Source organism: Fructilactobacillus sp. X2R1C1, from assembly GCF_059901435.1.
This window is the reverse complement of record NZ_JBWXUV010000002.1, coordinates 221,825-246,471: the sequence shown is the minus strand read 5'-3', so window position 1 is coordinate 246,471 and position 24,647 is coordinate 221,825. Positions and strand designations below refer to the sequence as shown.

Genomic DNA, 24,647 nt, shown 5'->3' with positions numbered 1-24,647 from the left:
TTATGGGTTTATTTGATATTTTTAAAGGTAAGAAGAAAGAATCTGACGACAAAGAGAGCAAAACCACGCAGTCTAAAAGAGAAGATGAGAAAGCAAAGGTTACTGGTGACGACACCTCTGATCAAGGTGACCACTTTCAACAAACTGAAGAAAATGAAGTTAGTCAGAAAAATGATGGATCAAGCGAGAGTGAGAACGATGGAGCTGATGTTTCTGAAGAACCGGAAGAACAAACGCAAACATCAAAAGATGGTGTTCGAAGCACTGACGATAACAAGTCAGATGAAAAAGGCCAGTCTGTGGTTGATACAGATCATTCTTCTAATAAAAATGAAGATGTCAAAGAGTCTACTGATGATGTAACTAAGCAGCCCGAATCAGCTGAAAAAGCATACGAACATGGTCTGGCAAAATCACGGTCTTCGTTTGGACAAAAATTAAATGCGCTATTTGCTAATTTTCGCTCAGTTGATGATGACTTCTTTGATGATTTAGAAGATACGCTGGTCGAATCCGATGTTGGATTTGAAACTGCAATCCAACTAACTGATGAACTAAAAGAAGAGGTTAAATTAAAAAATGCCAAGAAACCAAAAGAAGTTCAAAATCTAATCGTCCAAAAGATGATCGATTTGTATGATGCACCAAGTGATAAAGATAGTTCAATCAAATTATCCCAAACCGGCCCAACCGTGATTTTATTTGTTGGTGTCAATGGAGTTGGAAAAACGACAACCATTGGTAAGATGGCCAATAATTTTAAAAAGCAAAATAAAAAGGTGCTTTTAGCTGCTGCTGATACATTTAGAGCAGGTGCCATTGAACAATTAGATGAATGGGCCAAACATGATGGTGTTGATATTGTTAAAAAGTCAGCTGGAAGTGATCCAGCTTCGGTTGTTTTTGAAGCAGTAGATAAAGCCAAAAAAGAAAATTATGATATTTTATTTGTTGATACTGCCGGAAGATTACAAAATAAAGTTAATTTGATGAATGAACTTGCTAAAATTGATAAGGTCATTAAGCGTGAAATTCCAGACGCCCCTCAAGAAGTGTTGCTGGTGATTGATGCAACTACTGGTCAAAATGCTTTGAATCAAGCCAAGATGTTCAATGAAATCACTAACATTACGGGAATTGTTTTAACAAAGCTTGATGGAACTGCCAAGGGTGGAATTGTAATTGCAATCAAAAATAAGCTTAATATTCCGGTAAAGTTCGTTGGACTTGGAGAAACGGTTAATGATTTGCGTAAATTTGATTCTAAGAGCTTTATTGACGGTTTATTTAAGGGATTAATTCAAGACAATTAGTGGTGACTTTAGATGGACATTAAAAAGAATAATCGGATTAATGCTTTGTATGATTTTTATGGTGAATTACTCACTAAGAAACAGGCAGAGTACATTCAAGAATACTATGCAGATGATTTTTCGTTAGGTGAGATTTCAGAAAATTTCAATATTAGTCGCCAAGCGGTTTATGATAACATTAAAAGAACTGAGCAAATTCTTGAAGACTATGAAAGTAAAATGCACCTATATCAATTATTTGTATTACGCAATCAGCAAACCGATGAAATTAGAGATTACGTTAAGAAGTATTATCCAAATGATGAACACTTAAATGAGTTAGTGGATCACTTAGAAATTACGGAAGAAAATTAGGGGTGAAAAGATGGCTTTCGAAGGTTTAACCGATCGATTACAAAAAGCTTTTAAAAACTTAAGAGGAAAAGGCAAGGTTAGCGAATCTGATTTGCGTGAAACGATGCGGGAAATTAGATTAGCATTACTAGAAGCGGACGTTAACTTTAAGGTGGTTCGTCAGTTTGTAAAGAAGGTTCAAGAAAAAGCTAAGGGCGCTGATGTTCTTGAAGGATTAAATCCGGCCCAACAAATTGTTAAGATCGTTAACGATGAACTGACTAACATGATGGGTGAATCTGCCACTCCACTAGTTAAATCAGACAAGATTCCTACAGTCATTATGATGGTAGGACTTCAAGGAGCAGGTAAAACTACTTCAGCAGGTAAATTAGCTAAAAGGCTTAAATCTGAAGATAATGCGCGTCCATTAATGATCGCTGCCGATGTTTATCGTCCCGCAGCAATTGAACAGTTAGAAAAGGTGGGCGAACAAGTTGATGTTCCAGTATTTCAAGAGGGAACGGATGTTGACCCAGTACAAATTGTTCAAGATGGTTTAAAGGAAGCTAGCAAAAATAATAACGATTATGTGTTAATTGATACGGCCGGTCGGCTTCAAATTGACGAAAACTTGATGGATGAATTAAAGAATATTAAAAAGGTGGCCAATCCAAATGATATTCTTTTAGTTGTTGATGCTATGACAGGTCAAAATGCCGTTGATACGGCGGTCGGATTTAACGATGCTTTAGATATTACCGGGGTTATTCTAACAAAGTTAGACGGAGATACTCGTGGTGGAGCTGCTTTGTCAATCAGGGCTGTGACTGACAAACCAATTATGTTTGTGGGTCAAGGTGAAAAATTAGATGATTTGGATGTATTTCACCCAGATCGAATGGCTTCTCGAATTTTGGGAATGGGAGACATGCTCTCGTTCATCGAAAAGACTCAGAAAGAGTATGATGAAAATCAAGCTAAGGAATTAACCGAAAAAATCAAGGAAAATTCTTTTGATTTTGATGATTTTGTTGATCAATTAGAACAAATTCAAAAGATGGGTCCAATTCAAGATTTGGTTAAAATGATTCCAGGAATGGCCAATAATCCGGCATTGAAGAATTTAAACGTTAATCCCAAAGATTTAGACCACATTAAAGCGATTATCTATTCAATGACTGATGAAGAACGATCCAATCCGGATGTGTTAAATCCTTCAAGGAGACGTCGAATTGCTCGCGGATCGGCTCAACCGATTCAACAAGTCAATCGACTCATTAAACAATTTGATCAAATGAAGAAAATGATGAACAAAGTGTCTAACGGAAATATGTCGGGTTTATCAAATATGATGGATTCTGCTGGAATGGGTGGAGGAATGACTGGTAAATTATCGAACCTTGCCATGAAGCGGATGAGTCGCAAGATCAAAAAAAATAAAAAGAAGCGACGAAAAAATAAAAAAAGACATTAATTTCAGACTGTAAAGAAAAAAACCTTTACATCATTAATATTTATTGGTAATATTAGTAACTGTTAAGAAAACTATTAGGAGGTGTGTTTATGTCATTAAAAATTAGATTAAGAAGAATGGGTTCAAAGAAGCGTCCATTTTACCGTATCGTGGTTGCTGACTCACGTAGCCCTCGTGACGGTCGTTTTATCGAAAATGTTGGTACTTACAATCCATTAACTGAACCTGATCAAGTAACTTTAAAAGAAGAATCAATCATGGACTGGTTGGAAAAAGGTGCTAAACCTTCTGATACTGTTCGTAATATTTTGTCAGATGCAGGTATTATGAAACAATTACATGATGCTAAATTAGCAGCTAAGAAATAAGTGATTGATTATGGTTAATTTTGATAATTTAATTAAAACAATCGTTAAGCCATTAGTTAAGTATCCTGATGATATTAGTATTAATCATCAGGATACTGATCAATTTAGCGAATATATATTGTCTACCAATCCTAATGACGTTGGACGTATTATTGGAAAAAAGGGTCGAGTTGCTCAGACGATTCGAACCATAATTTATAGTGTTCACGTTAATGATGGAAAGCGAATTAAACTCGTTATTGATGATGGCAAAGATTAGCTCTTAGATAAAACTCGTTTTTATTTAAGAGTTTTTTTATAGAAATAGGTGAACTATGGATTACTTAGAAATTGGGAAATTAGTAAATACTCAGGGAATTAAAGGTGAAGTACGAATAAAACCTACTACTGATTTTATTGATCAACGCTTTAAAGTTGGTAATCTTGTTTATGTATTCCCCAAAGACGGAAAAATGGAAGAATTGAAGATTGACGGGGTTAGAAGCCATAAGGGATTTATTCTGTTGCATTTTTCTGGTCGCAATTCTATAAATGATGTTGAATACCTTAAACCTGCCATCCTAAAAATTACGTCGGAGCAAAGAAAAAATACTGACTTACAACCAGGCGAATATTTCTATCAACAAATTATCGGCATGGATGTTATCGATAAAGATGATAATAAAATTGGTGTAATAAGTGATATTATGGATATGCCTGCCAATGATGTCTGGGTAGTGGAACGTGAAAATAAAGATGATTTGTTACTTCCAAAGATTGATTCGGTCGTAAAAAAAGTGGATATTCCTAATCATAAAGTAGTCGTTGAGTTAATGGAGGGAATGCAGTAACGATGAAGATCGATATATTGAGCCTTTTCCCTAATATTTTAAAGGGCCCTTTGAGTGAATCCATTATCGGTAAGGCCATTGAAAAAGAAATCATAAATATTGATATTACTAATTTTCGTGATTTTTCGACTAATAAACATCATAACGTGGATGATACCCCCTTTGGTGGGGGAGCTGGAATGTTACTTAAGCCTCAACCAATGCTTGATGCTTTTGCGCATTCTCAAGAAGTTTCAGAAAAACAGGGTTATTCATCTGGTAGAGTCATTTTAACTGATCCGGCAGGGAAAAAATTTGATGAAAACGATGCTGCAAATCTTGCCAAAGAGGACCATTTGACCTTTTTATGTGGTCACTATGAGGGCTTTGACGAACGAATTAAATCCGTAGTAACTGACGAGTATTCAATTGGTGATTTTGTCCTTACGGGTGGTGAATTGCCTGCGCTAGTAATGATTGATGCGACCGTTCGACTCATTAAGGGTGTCCTTGGTAATCAAGAGTCAGCCCCAGGAGATTCTTTTTCAAGTGGATTGCTTGAATATCCTCAATACACGCGACCAGCAGACTTTAGGGGGTTAAAAGTTCCACCGATTTTAACTAGTGGTGATCATAAAAAAATTGATGATTGGCGACAGAAGGAATCTTTAAGAAAGACATATTTAAGACGACCAGATCTGATTAATTACAACAAACTGTCAAAAAGGCAAAAGGAATTATTGGCGGACGTTAAAATTGAGGAAGAAGATCGGTAAGTATTGAGTTTTTTGGTTTGTATGTTATAATTTTAAGTGGTCTTTTATGGCTAAATAAAACGGTATTCCGCTGTCGAGAAGATAAGAATGCTAGTTAGGAGAAATGATTATGCGTCAAAATAAATTGATTGATAAGATCAATAGTGATCAACTTCGTTCAGATATTCCTGAATTTCGTGTTGGTGATACCGTTACGGTTTCCGTAAAGGTTGTTGAAGGTAGTAACGAACGTATCCAGAAGTTTACTGGTGTTGTAATTAAACGTCATGGTTCAGGCATTCAAGCTACTTACACAGTAAGAAGAATTGCCAGTGGAGTTGGGGTTGAAAGAATCTTCCCATTACATTCACCACGAATTGCTAAGATTGATGTTGTTAGACGTGGTTCAGTTCGTCGTGCTAAGTTGTATTACTTACGTGATCGTTCTGGTAAGGCTGCTCGTATTAAAGAAGCAAGTCGTAAGCATTAATTTTATGTAAAAAAAAAGAGTTCGCATTGCGAACTCTTTTTTTTATTGGTCATCAACTTCTTTAGCAGTTTTAGTACCTCTTCGACTGTTGTATTCATACATTAACCAACCAACCAGTGCAAAAGCTAGTGGTCCTACAATGGTCCAGAAGGCGGTGGTATAATCGTGAGTCAGGATTGGTTGAATAGCAGTAAAACCAATTCCTAACACTAGTACAACCAAGATAATGGTTACCATGATGTTAGTAGCAATTCGATTCTTATAAAAGACAAAGGGACGAGGAACATTTTTTAGTTTCTTGAAGAATGGGAAAGCTCCAACTAAGAATAAGTATGGGAAAGTTGTCGAAATATTAGCCATGTCAGTTAAAATTAAGTAAAATTGTTGAGCATTATTGCCACTGAAAGAAATGACAAAGATAACGGCAACAACGACGAATGCTTGAATCCACATTGCAAACCCTGGCATGCCATGTTTGTTTAATTTAACCACTTTTTTAGGCCATAAATCTGGATTAGATCCCTCAATAAATGATTTGATTGGGGAATATATCAGAACAAAGAAAGAACCTAAGTATGGAATAAACATCCCTAAACCGGCTACTCGGGCCATGAAGCGACCAAATTCCATTGCTGATCCAGCTGAAAAGCCAAGGGTTTTAGCGAAAACATAACCAAGGTTATTCATTAAAACGTAAGTGATGTTACCCAGGTTGACCGAACCCTTTCCGACAACTTCATGCCAGTTAGCTGTAATACCAACCAAAAAAATGGATCCAGAATAGATGACTGCCATGATGATTGCGGCAATGATGACCCCACGGGGAAAAGTCTTCGTAGGATTTTTGACCTTATCAACGACTCCACCAATTGATTCCATTCCTCCATACGCAAAAATCGCATAAACAACAAATGACATGATGGCGATTGGGGTTACGAATAATGGATTAGGGGATTGAATGAAACTTTTAGCGCCATTGACTGGCTCAGCAAGTTGGCCCTTATTTAAGACCCAAACAATTACTGATAAGATAGCAAAGATCAGTGGCAAAGCAATTGATAATACTCCCCCGATGTTTGCAATCTTAGCAATTGAATCAAAACCATGACTCGCACACAAAGTAATAATTAAAATCCAGGCAATCCCAAGGATTCCAATTGTTTGCATTGGGGTAAAAATTCCGAACAAATGCCATGTTTGGGTTTTGTCCGTTCCGAAAATAATGTTAGAAAATGGGATCCAAACCTTAGAAGAAGTCGAGATCATCCAAATGATCCATGATGATAGCCAGATAAAGGTTCCGATGAAGGCTAAGCGTTCACCAATTGACTCTTTAAGCCAGGAATAAATTCCACCTTTAGCACTACTGAAAGTGGAACCATATTCGGCAAACATTAATGAAACCGGTAAGAAAAATACTAGTGCTCCAAATATGTACCAGATAATACTGGCGTAGCCCATTTGATCATAGGCGACGGTCGTATTACCAAAGCCAAATATCGCAGTGAGTATCATTAAAACTAAAGACATTAAGCCTAATTTACTTTGCTTTTTCCCTTTAGACATAAAGTCACTCTCCTTGATTAAATTTAATGGAAATACTAATAAAGTATACTCTCTTTTTTTATAGATTTAAATCTTGGTGATAGTTGAGAGGAGAGAAGTCCGTTGAGTTTGTAATCAAGTATTGACCAAGGTTCTTAAAGCTACGCAAAGCGAGTTTACTTGCCTTAGAACTGGCCTCATTAGCAAGCTGAGTTAGTTCCGTTGAATCCAAGCCGTCGGACTCTTGTTCTACCTGCTGTAATATTTGTTCGTATTGTTCGATTAAATTTTGTTGCACGTTTTTAAGTTTGTCACCAAATTCAAGGTAGTGGGGGTCAACTAAGATTCCAACTAGCTTGAAGATCCAGTAAGCCGATTTAGGATCAAAATCCATCTTGACGTGGTACTTATATGCTTTGGGAGTATCAGAAATTCCCTCAAGAAATGGGACGTAAGTACTCTGAGCCGCTACACCCATAGCAAGCCAGTGAATTCCACCAATTTCAATTGGTAGATTAGGTTTGATTTGGAGCACGTGTGATTCTTGGGTTTTGGCTAAACTCACGGGACGAAATCGAGTTCGATCAGCTTCTTCGCCTGCACCAATTGGATCGAACTGAGTTCCCTGATAGTGTGAACTGAGCAACTTTTGGGCATCGAGCGCCGATATTAATTCTTCACTTTTCCTTGTAAAGGGGAGGTCTTGGGAAGTGGGATCCTGCTTGATTTCTGGGTTAAACATTTTTTGTCCGTACCAAACTCGAGGGGTGTTGTAGTAGGTGTCTGATAAGTCATGGGTTCCAAAAATGTGTCTAAAGTTAAAACCAGAACGATCCGGATTTAAATTGTTTTTTGATACAAAGTCCCTAATCCCTGGTGACCACATGAAGTGATCATTATCTTTAAAGTTAACTTCTTCAATGGCCATTTGATTAGCAACGATGGCGTATTCATCGTCAGGAATTCTTTCAGCGATCCATTGGTGTCCGGAACCGATCTCTAAGTACCAAACTTCTTCTTTATCGGACATAAGGACTCCGTTGTTTTCACTGGCCCCATATTTTTCAACAATGTTACCAAGACGTTTGACGGCTTCCTTTGCGGAATGGACATAAGGCAAGACTACGGTTACCATGGCTTCTTCGCCAATTCCATCTTTTACAAGGGGATCATAACCTAGGACACGTGCGTTAGCGTACGTACTTTCAGTTGCGCTCATAGCAACCCCATATTCGTTAATGCCATCCTCTTCAAATAAACCATCTTGGTCTGTCCATTCAGGAGTAGCAGTGTATTTCCCTCGCGTCTTTGGTAGTGGCATCTTGAAGCCGTTGTCAGTTGATTTGAATTCTTGATTATCCTTATATTCTTTATGTTCGTGGACAACAAATCGTTTTGGCCATGATGCTTTAGCATCTTCATTGCGACCAATTAAAGTGCTGCCATCAACCGTGGCATCTTTTCCAACTAAAATGCTAGTACATGCGGAATATTCATTAAAACTTGTCATTTAGATTGCCTCCTATTAAATCACATGTAAGTATTCTACCATATTGCCTTTGTTATGGTATAACTTCACGTTTGGTATGCTAAATTACTTAGGGTATAATTAACATACAACATTTATTTGAAAAAACGAGGGAAAATATGAGTAGCAAGCAATACATAATGGCAATTGATGAAGGAACGACCTCTACCCGAGCAATGTTATTTGATCATGATGGCCAGATTGTGGGAAAAGTACAACGTGAGTTTAAACAATCTTTTCCTCATCCAGGGTGGGTGGAACAAGATCCAATTGAAATTTGGAATGCCGTTGAATCTGTGATTTCTGAGGTATTGATTAACTCTGAAGTTCCTCCCTATAAAGTGCGAAGTATCGGCATTACTAATCAACGTGAAACGACTGTAATTTGGGATAGACGAAGTGGAAAGCCCATCTATAATGCTGTGGTGTGGCAATCAAAACAGACCAGTGAAATTGCTGATCGGTTAATAACTGATGGTTACGCTGATTTAATTCACCAAAAGACGGGACTGATTGTTGATTCTTATTTTGCTGGTACGAAAATTAGATGGATTTTAGATCATGTAAAGGGATCCCAGAGACGGGCGGAGAATGGAGATTTATTATTTGGAACCATTGATTCATGGTTGCTATGGAATCTGACCGGCGGAACCGTTCATGCCACTGATTATACTAATGCTAGTAGGACAATGTTATATAACATCAACGATTTGAAATGGGATGATGATCTGTTAGAGCTCTTCGATATTCCTAAGAAAATGTTACCTAAAGTGAAACCATCGTCACACTTCTTTGGATATACGAAGGGATATTCATTTTTAGGGGTACAGATTCCAATTGCCGGAATTGCCGGTGACCAACAAGCATCATTATTTGGACAATTAGCATTACAACCCGGAATGACGAAGAATACTTATGGAACGGGTGCCTTTATTATGATGAATACAGGAAAAACGCCAAGGTTTTCTAGTAATGGATTGTTAACCACAATTGCCTACGGATTGAATGGAGAAGTTAAATATGCTTTAGAAGGTAGCATTTTTGTGGCTGGATCGGCAATTCAATGGTTAAAGGATGAGATGGGTTTAATTTCATCGGCTAAGGCCTCTGAGCAAATGGCTTATGATGCCAAAACGAGTGACGGAGTTTACGTAGTGCCAGCGTTTACTGGACTAGGGGCACCATATTGGGATCAGGAAATTCGTGGATCGATTTTTGGCTTGACATCATCAACGACGCGTAATCAATTAGTTCGTGCGACCATTGAATCGTTAGGATTTCAAACAAAGGATGTTCTTGATACGATGGTAGAAGAGACTAAGATTCCGGTTAAATCACTAGTAGTAGATGGTGGAGCTGCTAAAAATGATTACTTAATGCAGTTTCAAGCCGATATTTTAAATGATCAAATTGAACGGTCATTAATTTCAGAGACTACGGCACAGGGAGCAGCTTATCTGGCTGGTTTGGCGGTTGGATTTTGGAAGGATATTGATGAAATTAAAAGAAGTAAGCGTGTTGGTACTTTTTTTGAATCACATATGAGTGGCGATAAAAGAAAAAAACTATACAAGGGATGGAAGATGGCCGTGAGAGCTGCCAAGCAATTTGAATAATAAGGACTTATCAGTATGAAATTACCTGAAGATTTTAAAAGTAAATATCATAATCTGTTAAAAGATGATTATCAAAGTTTTATTGATTCTTTTGATGAAGACTCTTACAATGCCTTTCGAACTAATCCGCTCAAAACTAAAGCTGATGTTCGTTTGGATATGACAAGCCCGATTTCCTATACCCAAAATGGTTATTACGGAAAAATTAGCGGGAAAACCGTCGAGCATCAGAGTGGTTACGTTTACAGTCAGGAACCATCTGCCATGTACGTAGCAGAGGTGGTTGATCCTAGTATGGGAGATCAGGTATTAGACTTGTGTGCTGCCCCAGGAGGAAAGTCGACTCATTTGGCTGGTATGATGAAAAACAAGGGCTTACTTGTATCAAATGAGATTGACCGGAGCCGAGCTAAGGTTCTAGTTGAAAATCTGGAACGGTTTGGGGTGTGGGATCCTTTAATCTTGAATGAAGATCCACATAACCTGTCAAAGCATTTTCCAAGGTATTTTGATAAGATCTTGATTGACGCACCATGTTCGGGTGAGGGAATGTTTAGAAAAAATCATGACGCAACAAAATACTGGTCAATTGATTATCCGAAAGAGTGTGCTGTGCGGCAAAAAGACATTGTAAGAGAAGCCGTTAAGATGTTAAAACCAGGTGGACAATTGATTTATTCAACTTGTACTTTTTCACCAGAAGAAGACGAACAGATAATTGCTTGGATCTTAGCTAATTATGATTTTAAGGCTCTCCCGATTAAGAAGTATGATGGGATGATCGACGGAAAACCGGAATGGGCGGATGGAAGCGAAGAGTTAACTAAAACGGCTCGTCTGTTTCCTAACTTATTTAAGGGTGATGGGCATTTTATTGCCAAGTTGCAGAGTACAGATGTTGGAAAATCCAAAAAGATTAAGCATCAAAGAAGTAACGTCTCAAGTAGTATAAAAAAAGAGTGGAAAGAGTTCTGTAACGTTAACTTTAAGCGCGATTTTTTGACAAAAGATTTTCTAGAATTTGGGAGTACCCTGTATTCATTTAATCCAGCAATCCCCGATTTAGATGGTTTAAAAGTAATGCGACCCGGAACGCCACTTGGAACGATTAAAAAGAATCGGATTGAGCCTTCGTATGCATTGGCATTGGCAATTAATCCTAATGACGTAAAAAACATCGTTAAAATTACTGATCATCAGTGGCAGAGTTATGTCCATGGTGACACCGTTGCCGTGGATCCCAACTTAAAGAAGGGGTGGTACTTAATTCAATGTCGCGGAATGAGTGTTGGATTTGGTAAAGTCGTGAATGGGACGTTAAAAAACTTTTTCCCTAAGGGATTAAGGTTTAAAGCATGAGAAAATAAAAAGACCTTCGTTTTTTAAACGAAGGTCTTTTTATTTGCGTTGATTTAAGTAATTTTGTAATTCTGGACTAGTTACTGATTCACATTGACGCAGTTCAGTAATGTTGTGTGCGCCTAGTGCGGTGAAAATGGATTTAATGCCAATAATCCAATCGTTAATCATTTTCACGGTCTCGTCTTCACCGTCATCAATTAGTTTCACCAAAATCTGACTCGCAATGCCAACGGCATCGGCACCCAAATACAAGGATTTGACGATTTCCATGGGATTAGTGATGCCACCAGTTGCTACGATGTTCATGCTAGGAACTTTTTGGGATTCAAAGAGAGATTCCACCGTGGTAATTCCCCAGTCTTTAAAATAGTCCATTTCTTTTTGATGACGACGGAAGTTCTCAATTTGAGCAAAGTTAGTTCCGCCACGACCACCAATGTTTACATATTCAACTCCAAGGTCCAAAAGGGTTTGAATTGATTTAGAACTCATCCCGAATCCAACTTCCTTGACGATTACTGGCACTTTAATATTTTGGACAATGTTTGAAATATTGGATAGCCAGTTAAATGAATTTGATCCCTCGGGCATGATGAGTTCTTGAACTGAATTAACGTGGATCTCTAATGCATTAGCTTGAAGAATATCAATTGCTTGCTCAGCCGCTTTTGGGGTTGTCCCAGCACCAATGTTAGCAAAGATCAGTCCATCTGGGTTTTGCTTTCTAATGATCGAAAAGGTATCGATTAGTTCCGGATGTTTGATTGCTACACTCTCTGATCCCGAAGCCATTGCGATTCCACAGCGCCTTGAGATAGAAGCTAGGTGAAAATTTAATTTTTTGGTATACTCACTGCCACCAGTCATCGCCTCAATGTAGAAGGGGACCCTTAAAGGCAGCGAGCCTAATTGAGTTGAGATATCTACATCCTGATATGTCATTTCAGGGAATGTTACTGGCATAAAATGAACCTGATCGAATCCAGCTTCAGATTCCGTATGGTGAAATTTTTTAGCAAGCGAGACGTGTTCATCTTTTCGATGTGACTGTTGGTTAGTCATTTGTTTCTCCTAATTATTATGAATCTTAAGGTTTAGTAGCTTAATTCCATGGCGGTTCCAATCGCTAACAAGATCATCGATATTATCATCCTTATTAATAATGACGATCCCACAATCACCGCCACCAGCTCCCGAAGTTTTGGCTGCACCACCAAAATGATCGGCAATGTCAATTAATTCTTTTAGCTTTGGGGTTTCAATTTCAACGTTGGCAAATTCACCGAGTTTTAAAAGGAGCTTGCGGTTGTTTTCAATGTTCTTTTGGATCATTTCCAGATTAGAACTTTTAAAGCCATTAACAATATTTAAGACACACTCCTGACTGAAGTGAAGAAAGTCTTGATAAAGTTCAGAATTTCTGGCTTTTTTTAGCTCCACTCGATCAACTAGATTTGAAGTTGAAGCGGGTGAACCTGACCATCCAATTAATAATTGTAAATTCTTTGGTGCTGTTAGCGGCATAATTTTTAAACTAGGCCACTTTAAATCTAACAGTTCCACTAAATCCACATCTTTACGGGCATTGGCTAACCACTGTCGGTCAAATGAATGGTAAGCAATCCAACCGCCGAATACACTAGCAGCTACATCGCCTAATGAACCATTTCCTTGAACTTCAAAATGAGCAATTGCGGCTAGCTTGAAGAGTTGCATCGTAGAAAGGTTAATGTCGTAGAATTCGCATAAGGCTTTAACGGTTGCAACCGTGACGGCAGCTGAAGAACCTAATCCGTACTTACGTCCATCGGCACTATCGAGTTCACTATTTACGATTATATCGTATGTTTTTAAACTTTTATTGAGAGTTTCAACGTATTCTTCAGTTACTTTAATCGCTGAAATGATGTACTGAAAAGGATTATCACGATTATCGAAGACCATGCGATGGCCTAATCTCTTCCAATGGAGCATATTTTCATCGTACTGTTTTGAATAGATGCTTCCAAAATCTGAACTTGCTTTAATGCCAACCCTAACAAAGCGATCACATGCAGCGATGATAGCAGGGTAGCCGGTCTCAACTACTGCATATTCACCAGCTACGTACAATTTACCCGGTGCTTTTGCGGAAATCATGTAATTAATTACTCCCTTAATTTAAATATTCGATTCCAGGACCTGGAGTGGTAGCAACCACGTTTGATGATCCAAAAGTGCTTTTAAATCGATTTACAACTTGGTTTAAATTATCATGTTGGACTAACACTTTTACATTTGGACCAGCGTCAATTGTAAAATAGCAACTGATGCCATTGTCTCTTAATTCGTGAACAATTTGAATTGCTTTAAGTGTATCTCCATTAAAATATGTAAAAGCTGGATCGGAACTGAACGTGAGGGCGTGCATTTTCATGGCATTTTCCTCAGCAGTGTGGCCCATTAAGTCGAAGTTATGAGTACGAATTGCTTTTCTCATCGTGGTCATGTCATGACTAGTAACTTTTTTCCATGCTTGATAGTAAGGGGAGGTGGACTTAGAAATTTTCATACCCTCTCTACTAGAAATCTTTTTTTCGTTTCGATTAATAATAACAGCTACTAGGTTAATGTCCCAATCAATGTCTTCTTCAACTGGAATGGCAAAGGAAGTTTCGTCACTATGACCCTTTTCCCATTTGACGAAACCGCCAAAAATAGAGCGCGTTGCTGAACCTGATCCTCGTCTAGCGAGCCTAGAAAGATCTTTTTTAGAAAGATTCATTCCAATGGCTTTACTAGAAGCGGCAGCGAGAGCAGCAAAACCTGAAGCAGATGAAGCAAGCCCAGCAGCAGTAGGGATATTGTTATTTGTCTTAACGTGGGCGTGAATATCAACATTGGCTTTTTTTCGAACGATGTCAAGAAAGCTGACAATCTTTTTTTCTTCCGAATCATTAATTAGATGATTGTTAAAAGTGATTTGATCAGAACTTAGAGATGGGTCAAAGCGAACTTCAGTATCGGTATAGAAGTCATTTAAAGTTAAAGACAGGCTACTGTCTTCTGGAATAATGAGTTGACTATTGGCCTTTCCCCAATATTTGATTAGTGCAATATTAGTATGAGCACGAGCCTTCTGGGTTCTATAGATATTAGTATTGTCGGACATAATAAATCTCCTTACTTCATTTCATTTAATGATTGGACCCAAACTCCTTGTGCTCCACTTTGTTTAAGGGTTGTCTTGATTTTTTGCGTGGTGGTTTTAGAATCTGACAGAGCAATAATGCATCCACCGAGTCCGCTTCCCGTTAGTTTAGCACCGAGGGCACCCGCCTGATTAGCAGCATTTACCAGGGTATTAATTTCTGTTGAACTAACTCCCAATTTTGAAAGATCATTTTGGGCCAGATTCATTAATTTGCCGGTTTGTTTGAGTTTATTGTATGTCAGAGAATGTTTAGCTGCTTCAGCTAAATCCCCGAGGTCGTTAATTAAATCATTCGTATTTTGAAAGTTATGGTCCATTTCATCTCTTACCATTGAAACCGCCGTGGAAGTATTACTTGAAATGCCGGTATCAGCAATGATGAGAGTTCCTGTGCTTGAAACGGGGAAATCATAAAACTGACCCTTTTCAAATAAGATGGGATTAAGTGCGCTGACGGTTTTAGCGTCAATTCCACTTGGATTACCATGAGTTATCTTTTCCTCTACATCGGTAAATTTCTTAAGCTGGTTAGCGTTTAGTTGATGATTAAAGAAATGAAAAAAGGCTTTGGTAACTGCACTAGCTGTTGCAGCGGATGAACCCATCCCTCTCCCCAACGGAATTGCACTATCAATTTTGATATTAATTGGGATGCTATTAGGATTTAATGATTGGTTAAGACGATTAATAAGTGTCTGTAATCCATTCATTGAAGAAGGAAGAGCACTAATTGGACCATGGTAGTATTTACTGAATAGTTGATTGTTACCATCAGAAGTAATGGTGGTTTTCACTTTAATTTGTGGCACAGGAAAAACAATCGCAGGCTTTTGGTAGACGGCACTGTGCTCACCTAAAAAAATTATTTTTGCATGACTCAACCCGGTTGCAGTCGTGTTCATATTTCAATCGCTCACTTTCCAAACATACCTATTTTATCATAATTTAGAACATGACCAATATATTTTAGAATACTTTACTAATGATTAAATGTTGGTTTATATAAATATTAAGATAAATGTAGTAATATTGTAGTGGAGTTAGTTTTAAGGGTAGGTGAGACAGGTGTCCAAGAATACAAAATATGCAGTCGTTGACATGGAGACAACTGGAACGGATGTCTCTAATGGTGACCAAATTATTCAATTTAGTTGTACTTTTGTTCAAGATGGTCAAGTGGTCGATTCCTACTCAACATATGTTAATAATGGTGAGGCGATTCCAAAAGATATCACCCACTTAACTGGCATTAACGCCCAGACAATTAAAGGAGCACCAACGTTTGATCAAATTGCTCCCCATATTTATAAGATACTGAGCGGTACTGTCTTCGTTGCCCATAACGTTAATTTTGACTTTCCGTTTTTAAATGCGGAATTAGAAAGAGTGGGTTATCCTGAGTTAGATATTAAAGCCATTGATACGGTCACGTTGAGTCAAATCTTTTTTCCGGAATTAACGGGATATCGATTAAAAGACTTAAGTCATCATTTTGGGATTTCACACACCCATCCGCATTCCTCTAAAAGTGATGCTGACGCAACTGCTCATTTACTGTTAACAATCATGAAGAAGATTGAAAAATTACCCTTAGTGACAATTCAGTCTATTCTTAAGGTTCATCCTGATCTCCCTAGAGATACGGTTCAATTTATTGAAGATCGTGAAGAGATTAAGCGGGAACATTTAAAGAATTTGAATTCGCAATATGTGGTTGTAAATGGGATTGCGCTAAAAAACCAAGTACCATCCTATTCAATCTCAGAGCACAATTTGATAAAGTATCCTAGGACTAAGAAGCAGAAGAAACGCCAATTTATGGGTAAGTTAAATTGGCGAAGCTCACAAAGTAAAATGATGAACTTAATTTATAATAATTATCATGATAAAGAAAAACCCACCTATAATTTATTAATTGAAGCACCAACCGGGAGTGGGAAAACCCTGGGATACATGGTTCCAATGGCTTATTTGGTTAATGAAGGTGAACAGCTAGTGGTCAGTACTTCTACCAATGGACTTCAGGAACAGTTGTATTCTACAATTAAGAGTCAACTAGAACCGTTACTTAATACTAGTTTTGATGTTGCCATGTTAAAGGGTGTCAATCATTATATTAATCTAGAACGGTTTAGCAAAACACTTCAATTTCACGATAAATCTAAACAGTCACAATTCATGAAAGCACGAATCTTGGTCTGGCTCACTGAGACAAGCACGGGTGATCTTGACGAATTAAATCTTCCCAATGAAGTTCCGTTTATTGATCAAATTAATTATCAAAATTCTCATGTGGAGACGGATAAGAAGAACTCTTTTCGGGATGTTGACTTTTTACTCGCTCAATTGAAGCGGGTGGAACGTGCTGATATTGTTATCGTTAACCATAATTATCTTTTTGAGAATAGTCGTCAATTAAGTAATTACATGACTTCAAAGCCATACTTAGTGGTTGACGAAGCTCATAAACTTGCTGACGTTGCGTTTTCATCGCAAGAAAAAGTCATTAAATTCAATACTTTAAAGAAAAATACTGGAAGGGTTAAGAATGATTTATTTCAAACCCACGGATTAAATTTAAATGAAATCTTTTCTGACGATATTGATGAGTTAAATCGACTTAATGGGTTAGATTCCCAGCTAGATGCTATTTTTGATACAAATCAGTTGATTTTACAGGATTTTAGGGTAAAATTCATGAAACCTGTTACTACTAGGCGTTCTGAGTCTTCGATTAGTGCAAAAGAACTACTTCAATTTGTGAAAGACCATCAGGATCAAATAAACCATTTGACTCATATTAACGTAAAATTAGAAGAATTTATAAATACTTTCAAAAAGTTAGTTAAGAAGGAAAAGAATCGTTGGACGATTTCTGATGAAGCTTTGATTGAAAAGTTTGAACGTCATTTACTTACAATTACTGATTACATTGATAGTGTTAATGTGGATCAAGTTAAGCAAAGGGTTAGTGAGCGATCCTCTTTTTACTGGATCTATTATACAGAGGATCTAGATCCTAATCATGTCAACCTCATGACTGGCGATTTTGCTTCCAAAAATAAGTTAAAGGAAAATATCTATCACTATTTTAAGCCAGCAATTTTTACCGGTTCGACGTTGTTTACATCAAAAAAGTCACAGTATATTTTTGATCAGCTTGATTTAAGTCGGAGTGATACGAGAATGAAACGGCTAAAATCTTCTTTTGATTATTCCAAGCAAGCTGAAATGATGATTTCTGAAACGACACCGATGCCACCTAGTGTAGATAATGATGAATATATCTCTTATCTGGCTAACTCAATTTGGAAGCTTATCAACGCTAATGCAGTACCAACGCTAGTACTGTTTAACTCATTGGATATTTTGAAAAAAGTGTACGAAAAATTAGATCAGAACAATAACGATAATTTTATGATTCAAGCCGCCGGTGTTTCTGGGAGTCAAGAAAAAATGATCAAAAGATTTGAGTCAACCAAGGATGCAGTTCCAGTAATACTTGGAGCTAATGGTTATTTTGAGGGTGTTGATTTTCCGGATAATTTACTCAAGCAACTCATTATTACCCGGATACCGTTTGAATCTCCCAATAATCCGGTTGTTTCAAGTCGGGCTAAGTTTTTAAAAGAACAAAACAAGAATCCATTTTATAATTTTGACTTACCAGAAGCTATTATCAAAACTAAACAAGGGGTGGGAAGATTGATTAGAAGCTCAACTGATTATGGTATCATTAACTTTTTGGACAGTCGTTTGATTGACAAACGGTATGGTAAGCAAATCATCGATGCGCTTCCCTCTGATTTACCAATTAAAACGGGGTCAATCGCTAAGATTGTTAAAGATGGTCAAGATTTCTTTAATAAGAGGGATTAATTAATTATTAAACAAGGAAAGTTTGCTATAATGATGCATGTAAAAGCTAAATAAAAGAGGAATTTTCATGTACAGAGAACAATTAAAACGAAAAAGGACTCATCGGATTCGATGGATAACTGTTGCGGTGATCGTTCTAATCATTCTGGGTGTTATTATTTTCTTTCATGTTGCTAAAGCACCCCAATTACGCGCTCGTTCTCATGTCACTACGGTAGCAGAAAATAGTGCTGGATTTCATGATATTAATCATTTCTACTCGTCTAATTTAAATAAGACATACTATTCAGTTGGTGGTTATAATAAACAGAATCAGTATGCGTATGCCATCTTACCTAAGAACGGGAAAAGTATGCAGGTCGTTACCCAAAAGAGTGGGATTACACAACAGGAAGCAGAAAAGACGGCTCAAAAAATTGGGAAAGCCTCTAAGATTATTAACACCGGACTTGGGATTTATCAGGATCAGCCAGCCTGGGTGGTTTCCTATTTAAATCAGAACAATCGAATGAATTATGTCACGGTAAATTATAAGACGGGCAAGATTGTGCAAACAATTAAGAATTTGTAATGATGAATTATTGAAGGAGGAATAAAATGAGTGAAAATTTAGAGCGCTATTTAGAAAGTGGTTCAATTAGCGTTTCTGGTTTTTTATTGCAGCATTTCTCTGAGTTGGGGATGAGCCCAACTGAATTAGTGGTCTTCTTGGAGTTAGTACTAGCTCGTTCTAAAGGGGATTTGTTTCCAAGTGCTACTGAGTTGTCGAAAGCGACTGGTTTAAAAGAAAACGATATTTATAATTTATTACATCAATTAGTTACTAAAAAGATTATCAACATTTCTAGTACGAAGTCTGGGAAGGACGAATATAAGTTTGATCTTTTAAATCATAAAATGGACAAGTTGCTTGATTCTACATCGTTAGTAAACACTAATAATCATGCTCAAAAAGAGCGTAACAAACAAAGTAATGATATTAAGGAACGAAAAGGATTATTTAAAAAAATTCAAGAGGAATTTGGTCGGCCATTATCTTCAATCGAGTTGGAAACAATCAATCAATGGCTTGAACAAGATCATTACTCACCAAAGATTATTGAATTAGCCCTCAAAGAGGCGGTGCTAAGTCAGGTTTATAGTTTGAAGTATATGGATCGAATTCTTTTGAATTGGCAGCATCGCAACATTAAAACCGCTGCACAAGTTCAGGAAGCCAATGAACAGCGACAGAGAAATTTAAACAGTGATCAACCAAGAAAACCAAAACAAAATATCCCGATTTTTAAAATTAATCAATGATGCATGGATGTAAAAGATCTATGCATTTTTTTGTGGTTAAATAATTAAAATTCAGGTGAAAAGTTAAAAGTTACTTTAACTTAATTAAAAAAACAAAACAACAACAAAAAAGACCCAAGCCACATAAATCATAAAGTGGATGAGTCTTAAAGAGAATATTCAATTTATTGATTTGGAGTAGAAGTGCTTGATGATTGACTATTATTAGAAGCAGGAGTGATCTGATTATTGTTATCTTGATTATTTGATGATTCAGAAGATGATTGATCATTAGGTTTGCTTGATTCAGATGGCTCTTCAACCTTAGAACTAGACCCCGATGACGTCTGACTTGAACTAGAATTATCGTCAGATGATGAACTGTTGGAGTCTTTTGAACTTGATGAATTTGAGACAACTGAACGATTCTTGGATGCTTGTCCAGATTGACTAGCATTATTAGCTGAAACCGCGGTTCCCATGTGGCCTTCGATATAGTATTCGTTTACGCCATCTCGTTTGGTTTCAATCACATTATCCGGCTTCTGCCAATCAATATTAGGTTTATTAGTAGATGCCTGTGACATTACTTCTTTGTAGTAGGTTTGAGCAATTCGTGTTTGTGGCTCGGAAATATAGTTTCCAGGTTTAAACTGGTGGTCATATCCGGTCCAAATAGAAAGTGAGAAATTCTTCGTGTATCCACTAAACCATGAATCCATTGATGATTGGTCAGGCACTTTCTTAATCCAATCGTCTGGATATTGAGTAGTACCAGTTTTACCAGCTTGATAAAGTCCAGGGATCTTAGCAGCAGTTCCAGAACCATTAGGGGAAGTCATGACGCCTTTTAGCATGTCATTTATCATAAAGGCAGTATCTGGTGACATGGCTCGATGCCCCTTAGGGCTGTATTGCTTTTCAGCTCCGTTGACATTAACTACTTTATTGATTAAATATGGTTTGTAATACGTCCCACCATTTGCAAATGCAGCATACGCAGCTGCTTCCTGCTCTGATGAGATATAGGCACCAATTCCGTTTTGTAGTTCAAGTGGTTTATTAAATGTCATTCCTAATCCAGCTAAAAAGTCTTGTGATCGTTGGATTCCAACCTGTTGAAGGGTCCTGATCGCAGGAATATTACGTGATTCAACAAGTGCTTTTCGCATCGTGATGGTACCTTCGTGCTTATTGTCAAAGTCTTGAAGTTCTTTATTTGTTCCGGGATACGTGAAGGGCGTGTCTTGAACGGCTTGATAAGTTGGCCATTTTAAGTATTCAATTGCTGGTCCATAGTCCATTAGTGGTTTCATAGTTGATCCACTAGAACGATCGGTTTGAATTGCACGATTTAATCCAAAGGCAATTTTTTGTTTTCTTGATCCAAGCATCGAAACCACTTTACCGTTATTGGAATTTACCATCGTGGCACCAATTTGGAAGTTATTGTTAGGAAATTGAATAGGTGAGTTGGGATCGTTGGCCAGTTTATACATTTGTTTTTGAGTGTCCATATTCAAATTTGTATAAACCTTATTTCCAGCATTTAATTTGTATCCCTTTTGGTCTAGTTCTTGAACAACTTGTTGGATATAGGCATCGGCATACTTCTCATTTTTTGCGTATGGAGACGAATTTGAATTGTGTTGTTTAACCAGACCATCTTGAATACTGGTCTTTTCAGCTTCACTAGCTTGCTCCTTAGAAATCACTTTATTGTTAGCCATTGCTTCTAGAACTTGATTTCTTCGTTCAGTTGCTAACTTAGGATTTGTATAAGGATTATATTGAACAGGAGCTTGAGGTAAACCAGCCAAAAAAGCCGTTTGTGGGAGGTTAATCTTCTTTAATGGTTTATTGAAATAATAATCGGAAGCAGTTTGCATTCCGTAAGCATTATTACCCATGTAAACCTTGTTGATGTAAAACTCTAAAATTTGTTGTTTACTATAATCATGGTCGACTTTGACCGCTAACCAGGCTTCTTGAGCTTTTCGTTTTAGCGTTTGGTCGGATGCCTTAGTCGAAAAGACTGATAATTTGACTAATTGTTGAGTAAGGGTACTGCCACCCTGTAAACCACCTTGGCCACGAAGATTTGAAAAGGCTGCTTCAACAATTCTAGCAGGATCAACCCCATGATCCTTATAAAAATGACGATCTTCAATTGAAATAATCGCATTTTTTAGATTATCAGGAATCTGATCTTGTTTTACGTAATCCCGATTTTGGGCACCTAAACGCGAAATTATTTTACCACTTGAATCATAAATCGTCGTTGAATTATCGCTTGAAAGGGTATTATAAGATATCTTTGGAGCACTAGCTGCATAGTAAGTAAAAAGCCCTGCTCCACAAATAAATATGGCAACGATTACTGCTAAAATCCATAAAATGATTTTTTTCCAAAGTTTCATCTTTTTCCTTCTTGGTCGCTGATGATGCTTAAACCTTTGTACCCTAGAAATATTTTCATCTGAATCAGCCATTAGACTTCTCCTTTACATATTGTTCTTATTATCGATAATTTGATCAACCGCTCTGAGGTACGGAATCAAGGGTTGAAGATGGTACTTAATTTGGTATGCATTATCCTGAAGCTCTATTTTTGAAATTGACTTTCTTCCGCCCTGATTTTGTCGGTCCCAATAATAGAATAGATTCGGTCCTTCAAGCACAAAAAGTTCATTACTTTTAACAAATTTTATCATTGCAAAGGTGATCCCACCTAATTTGGTGCATTTTTTCATGTGTTCAATTTGATGTTTATGAAAGTTACTAAGAGGAAAAGAAGTGGTACTAGTAGTTTCTTTAGCATCAAAATCAATATATTTGCCCCGATAAATACCGTTATAGTCGGTTGTAGAAGCATGCTGGAAATATGCCTCCTTAATAACGGCTGCACTACGTTTGGGGTAGTCAACATTTACAATTTGAATTGGGGTAGGTTTTTTATGAACCACTGCAATATCCCTTTCCAAATAATATTGGTTGCTTTCATTTAATTCAGCTTCAAGGGACATCCCCCGATCACCGTACTTAATGGTAGATTTATTTTTTTTAATGATAAGTTTACTTGATTTACTGGTACTTCGATAGGAATTACCGTTAGGATAATGGAAATTCATTGTATAACCTCAATCCATTTATTAAAAATGATCATGTTATCATATACGTAGTATATTATAGCAATTGTAGGTAACTTGGAGAAATAATTATTGAAAGGTGGATAGAAATGAGCCGCGTTTGGGTATCAGGGTACCGGAGTTATGAATTAGGAATCTTTCAAAATGATGATCCTAAGTTAAAAATTATTAAGCAAGCTTTGTTTGATCAACTTTCACAGTTAATTGAAAATGGATGTGACTGGATTATCACCGGCGGACAGCTCGGGATTGAGCAATGGACGGTTGATGTTTCTAAAGAACTTCAAAAAAAGTATCCACATGAATTTCAATTAGCAGTAATGTTACCATTTAAAAAATTTGGGTCAAACTGGAATGAAGATAATCAAGCAAAATTAAATCGAGCAGTTTCTAAAGCTGATTTTGTAAGTTCAGTAAGTGACCATCCGTATGATTCACCTAAACAATTAAAAAATTATCAACGATTTATGCTAACGCATACAGACCAGTCGTTATTAGTGTATGATCCAGAAAATGAAGGTAAAACTAAATATGACTATCAAGCTATTCAACAGTTTCAAAAAAATCATGCATATCCGATGCAATTGATCGATTTTGATCAGTTACAAGATCTTGCTGATGATTATCAAAGACAGTTAAATGATGACTTTTAGTTTTATTTCTGATAGAATAGAATTATGCGGAAATGATTGGTGAGGTGTGCATTAATGGAAAATATTAATTTTACTCCAAAACAAATTCTACAAAAGGAATTTAAGCAAAAAATGCGGGGTTACGATCCTGCTGAAGTTGATACTTTCTTGGATAGTATCATTAAGGACTATGAGACTTTTCAACGTGAGATTGATCAGTTAGATCAGGAAAATCAAGATCTAAAGTTAAAAGTTGACGAATTATCTCGTCAAGTATCAATGGGATCGAGCACACAAAGTACTCAACGTCCTATCGAACGTTCAAGTGCTCCACAACGGGCACCAGAAGAAACAACTGCTGAGCCAACTAAATCTGCTGAGGAAGCATCAAAGAATACTGCTTCAAGTCAGCCGGCTCAAGGTCAGAATCCGACTGACATGGATATCTTAAAACGGTTATCCAGCTTAGAGCGTCGTGTATACGGCGAGGATTCAGATAAATCTAATAGGTTTTAAAGACTTGGTGCAGGTCCTGAGTAATCGCGGTCAACAATTGTTGGCTGAGGAAAGTCCACTCTCGCACAAGCTGAGATGCTTGTAGTGTTCGTGCTCGGTGAAAAAATAAGCCGAGGGATCATTGATTTGATTACGGCGAAAGAAAGAACTAAGGCAATTGCTATGCTCTAGTATTTCATAAAGTGCCACAGAAACGACTAATTTGAGAAATCAAATTATTGGAACGCAGTAAACCCCGCGAGCGGGAAACCCAAACTTTGGTAGGGGAGCTTCACACACGGAAATTGAACCAAGTGTGGGGGAAGAACAATTTGTTCTTGAGATAGATGATTACTACTTAACCACTTTTTCCTGAAGTTGTGGTTAAGCACAAAACATGGCTTATAGGGGCCTGCACCATT

23 protein-coding genes and 1 other RNA gene are annotated in these 24,647 nt (G+C 37.3%); 16 read left to right on the top strand and 8 right to left on the bottom strand.

All coding sequences use genetic code 11. The annotated features are described in order from the left end of the window. Positions 1 to 2 precede the first annotated feature (2 nt). The 8 genes from ftsY to rplS all read left to right on the top strand — a co-directional run bounded on the left by ftsY (position 3) and on the right by rplS (position 5,545). On the top strand, positions 3 to 1,313 hold the full coding sequence (gene ftsY / locus AC6UDG_RS04175; protein ID WP_500706536.1) for a signal recognition particle-docking protein FtsY: 1,311 nt from the start codon (positions 3 to 5) through the stop codon (positions 1,311 to 1,313). Positions 1,314 to 1,325: 12 nt separating this feature from the next. Next, positions 1,326 to 1,667, top strand: a complete 342-nt coding sequence (locus AC6UDG_RS04170) for a putative DNA-binding protein (protein WP_500696716.1) — start codon at positions 1,326 to 1,328, stop codon at positions 1,665 to 1,667. 10 nt (positions 1,668 to 1,677) lie between these two features. Beyond that, on the top strand, positions 1,678 to 3,123 hold the full coding sequence (ffh, locus tag AC6UDG_RS04165; RefSeq protein WP_500701058.1) for a signal recognition particle protein: 1,446 nt from the start codon (positions 1,678 to 1,680) through the stop codon (positions 3,121 to 3,123). Positions 3,124 to 3,212: 89 nt separating this feature from the next. After that, entirely contained in the window at positions 3,213 to 3,491 is a 279-nt protein-coding gene (rpsP, locus tag AC6UDG_RS04160) for a 30S ribosomal protein S16 (RefSeq protein ID WP_500693721.1), read from the top strand. Positions 3,492 to 3,501: 10 nt separating this feature from the next. Beyond that, entirely contained in the window at positions 3,502 to 3,750 is a 249-nt protein-coding gene (locus tag AC6UDG_RS04155; RefSeq protein ID WP_500696715.1) for a KH domain-containing protein, read from the top strand. 55 nt (positions 3,751 to 3,805) lie between these two features. Further along, entirely contained in the window at positions 3,806 to 4,321 is a 516-nt protein-coding gene (rimM, locus tag AC6UDG_RS04150; protein ID WP_500696714.1) for a ribosome maturation factor RimM, read from the top strand. 2 nt (positions 4,322 to 4,323) lie between these two features. Continuing rightward, positions 4,324 to 5,076 (top strand): tRNA (guanosine(37)-N1)-methyltransferase TrmD, encoded by a 753-nt coding sequence (gene trmD / locus AC6UDG_RS04145; protein WP_500706534.1) that lies wholly within the window; start codon positions 4,324 to 4,326, stop codon positions 5,074 to 5,076. Between the two features lie 109 nt (positions 5,077 to 5,185). Next, complete coding sequence (gene rplS / locus AC6UDG_RS04140; RefSeq protein ID WP_500695672.1) at positions 5,186 to 5,545, top strand: 50S ribosomal protein L19; 360 nt, start codon at positions 5,186 to 5,188, stop codon at positions 5,543 to 5,545. A 42-nt stretch (positions 5,546 to 5,587) separates the two neighbouring features. Here the strand turns inward: rplS and yjeM are convergent, their stop codons facing one another. Together yjeM and AC6UDG_RS04130 are read right to left on the bottom strand one after the other, a co-directional pair. Next, the gene (yjeM, locus tag AC6UDG_RS04135) at positions 5,588 to 7,111 is read right to left on the bottom strand and encodes a glutamate/gamma-aminobutyrate family transporter YjeM (protein WP_500706532.1); all 1,524 of its coding nucleotides are present in this window, start codon (positions 7,109 to 7,111) and stop codon (positions 5,588 to 5,590) included. Between the two features lie 58 nt (positions 7,112 to 7,169). After that, positions 7,170 to 8,600 carry a C69 family dipeptidase gene (locus AC6UDG_RS04130; RefSeq protein WP_500706530.1) on the bottom strand — a complete coding sequence of 477 codons (1,431 nt, stop codon included), beginning with the start codon at positions 8,598 to 8,600 and terminating at the stop codon, positions 7,170 to 7,172. 137 nt (positions 8,601 to 8,737) lie between these two features. Between AC6UDG_RS04130 and glpK the strand changes: the two genes are divergently transcribed. Together glpK and AC6UDG_RS04120 are read left to right on the top strand one after the other, a co-directional pair. Further along, a complete protein-coding gene (gene glpK, locus AC6UDG_RS04125) occupies positions 8,738 to 10,234 on the top strand; it encodes a glycerol kinase GlpK (RefSeq protein ID WP_500706528.1) in 1,497 nt (498 codons plus the stop codon). 15 nt (positions 10,235 to 10,249) lie between these two features. Next, positions 10,250 to 11,593, top strand: a complete 1,344-nt coding sequence (locus AC6UDG_RS04120) for an RsmF rRNA methyltransferase first C-terminal domain-containing protein (protein WP_500706526.1) — start codon at positions 10,250 to 10,252, stop codon at positions 11,591 to 11,593. 39 nt (positions 11,594 to 11,632) lie between these two features. Here AC6UDG_RS04120 and fni read toward each other — a convergent pair whose 3' ends face one another. Genes fni through mvk form a run of 4 tightly spaced genes read right to left on the bottom strand, consistent with a single transcriptional unit; the run spans position 11,633 to position 15,691 of the window. Then, positions 11,633 to 12,658, bottom strand: coding sequence for a type 2 isopentenyl-diphosphate Delta-isomerase (fni, locus tag AC6UDG_RS04115; protein WP_500706525.1), 1,026 nt, complete (start codon positions 12,656 to 12,658; stop codon positions 11,633 to 11,635). A 9-nt stretch (positions 12,659 to 12,667) separates the two neighbouring features. Continuing rightward, the gene (locus tag AC6UDG_RS04110) at positions 12,668 to 13,735 is read right to left on the bottom strand and encodes a phosphomevalonate kinase (protein WP_500706523.1); all 1,068 of its coding nucleotides are present in this window, start codon (positions 13,733 to 13,735) and stop codon (positions 12,668 to 12,670) included. A 16-nt stretch (positions 13,736 to 13,751) separates the two neighbouring features. Next, entirely contained in the window at positions 13,752 to 14,747 is a 996-nt protein-coding gene (gene mvaD / locus AC6UDG_RS04105; protein ID WP_500706521.1) for a diphosphomevalonate decarboxylase, read from the bottom strand. A gap of 11 nt (positions 14,748 to 14,758) precedes the next feature. Continuing rightward, positions 14,759 to 15,691: a mevalonate kinase gene (mvk, locus tag AC6UDG_RS04100; protein WP_500706519.1), complete on the bottom strand. Its 933-nt coding sequence runs from the start codon at positions 15,689 to 15,691 to the stop codon at positions 14,759 to 14,761. A gap of 163 nt (positions 15,692 to 15,854) precedes the next feature. On the opposite strand from mvk, the gene AC6UDG_RS04095 reads away from it, so the two are divergent. From AC6UDG_RS04095 to AC6UDG_RS04085, 3 genes are all read left to right on the top strand, one after another. Beyond that, positions 15,855 to 18,668 carry a helicase C-terminal domain-containing protein gene (locus AC6UDG_RS04095; RefSeq protein ID WP_500706517.1) on the top strand — a complete coding sequence of 938 codons (2,814 nt, stop codon included), beginning with the start codon at positions 15,855 to 15,857 and terminating at the stop codon, positions 18,666 to 18,668. Positions 18,669 to 18,735: 67 nt separating this feature from the next. Continuing rightward, positions 18,736 to 19,239 (top strand): cell wall elongation regulator TseB-like domain-containing protein, encoded by a 504-nt coding sequence (locus AC6UDG_RS04090; RefSeq protein WP_500693735.1) that lies wholly within the window; start codon positions 18,736 to 18,738, stop codon positions 19,237 to 19,239. Positions 19,240 to 19,265: 26 nt separating this feature from the next. Beyond that, positions 19,266 to 19,970, top strand: a complete 705-nt coding sequence (locus AC6UDG_RS04085; RefSeq protein ID WP_500706515.1) for a DnaD domain-containing protein — start codon at positions 19,266 to 19,268, stop codon at positions 19,968 to 19,970. 164 nt (positions 19,971 to 20,134) lie between these two features. Here AC6UDG_RS04085 and AC6UDG_RS04080 read toward each other — a convergent pair whose 3' ends face one another. Together AC6UDG_RS04080 and recU are read right to left on the bottom strand one after the other, a co-directional pair. After that, entirely contained in the window at positions 20,135 to 22,441 is a 2,307-nt protein-coding gene (locus AC6UDG_RS04080) for a PBP1A family penicillin-binding protein (protein WP_500706513.1), read from the bottom strand. Positions 22,442 to 22,453: 12 nt separating this feature from the next. Continuing rightward, positions 22,454 to 23,080, bottom strand: a complete 627-nt coding sequence (recU, locus tag AC6UDG_RS04075) for a Holliday junction resolvase RecU (RefSeq protein ID WP_500706511.1) — start codon at positions 23,078 to 23,080, stop codon at positions 22,454 to 22,456. A 107-nt stretch (positions 23,081 to 23,187) separates the two neighbouring features. On the opposite strand from recU, the gene AC6UDG_RS04070 reads away from it, so the two are divergent. From AC6UDG_RS04070 to rnpB, 3 genes are all read left to right on the top strand, one after another. Beyond that, positions 23,188 to 23,751, top strand: a complete 564-nt coding sequence (locus AC6UDG_RS04070) for an SLOG family protein (RefSeq protein WP_500706509.1) — start codon at positions 23,188 to 23,190, stop codon at positions 23,749 to 23,751. A gap of 54 nt (positions 23,752 to 23,805) precedes the next feature. Beyond that, complete coding sequence (gene gpsB / locus AC6UDG_RS04065) at positions 23,806 to 24,246, top strand: cell division regulator GpsB (RefSeq protein ID WP_500706507.1); 441 nt, start codon at positions 23,806 to 23,808, stop codon at positions 24,244 to 24,246. A 12-nt stretch (positions 24,247 to 24,258) separates the two neighbouring features. Further along, positions 24,259 to 24,635: RNase P RNA component class B (gene rnpB / locus AC6UDG_RS04060), an RNA gene on the top strand. Positions 24,636 to 24,647 lie beyond the last annotated feature (12 nt).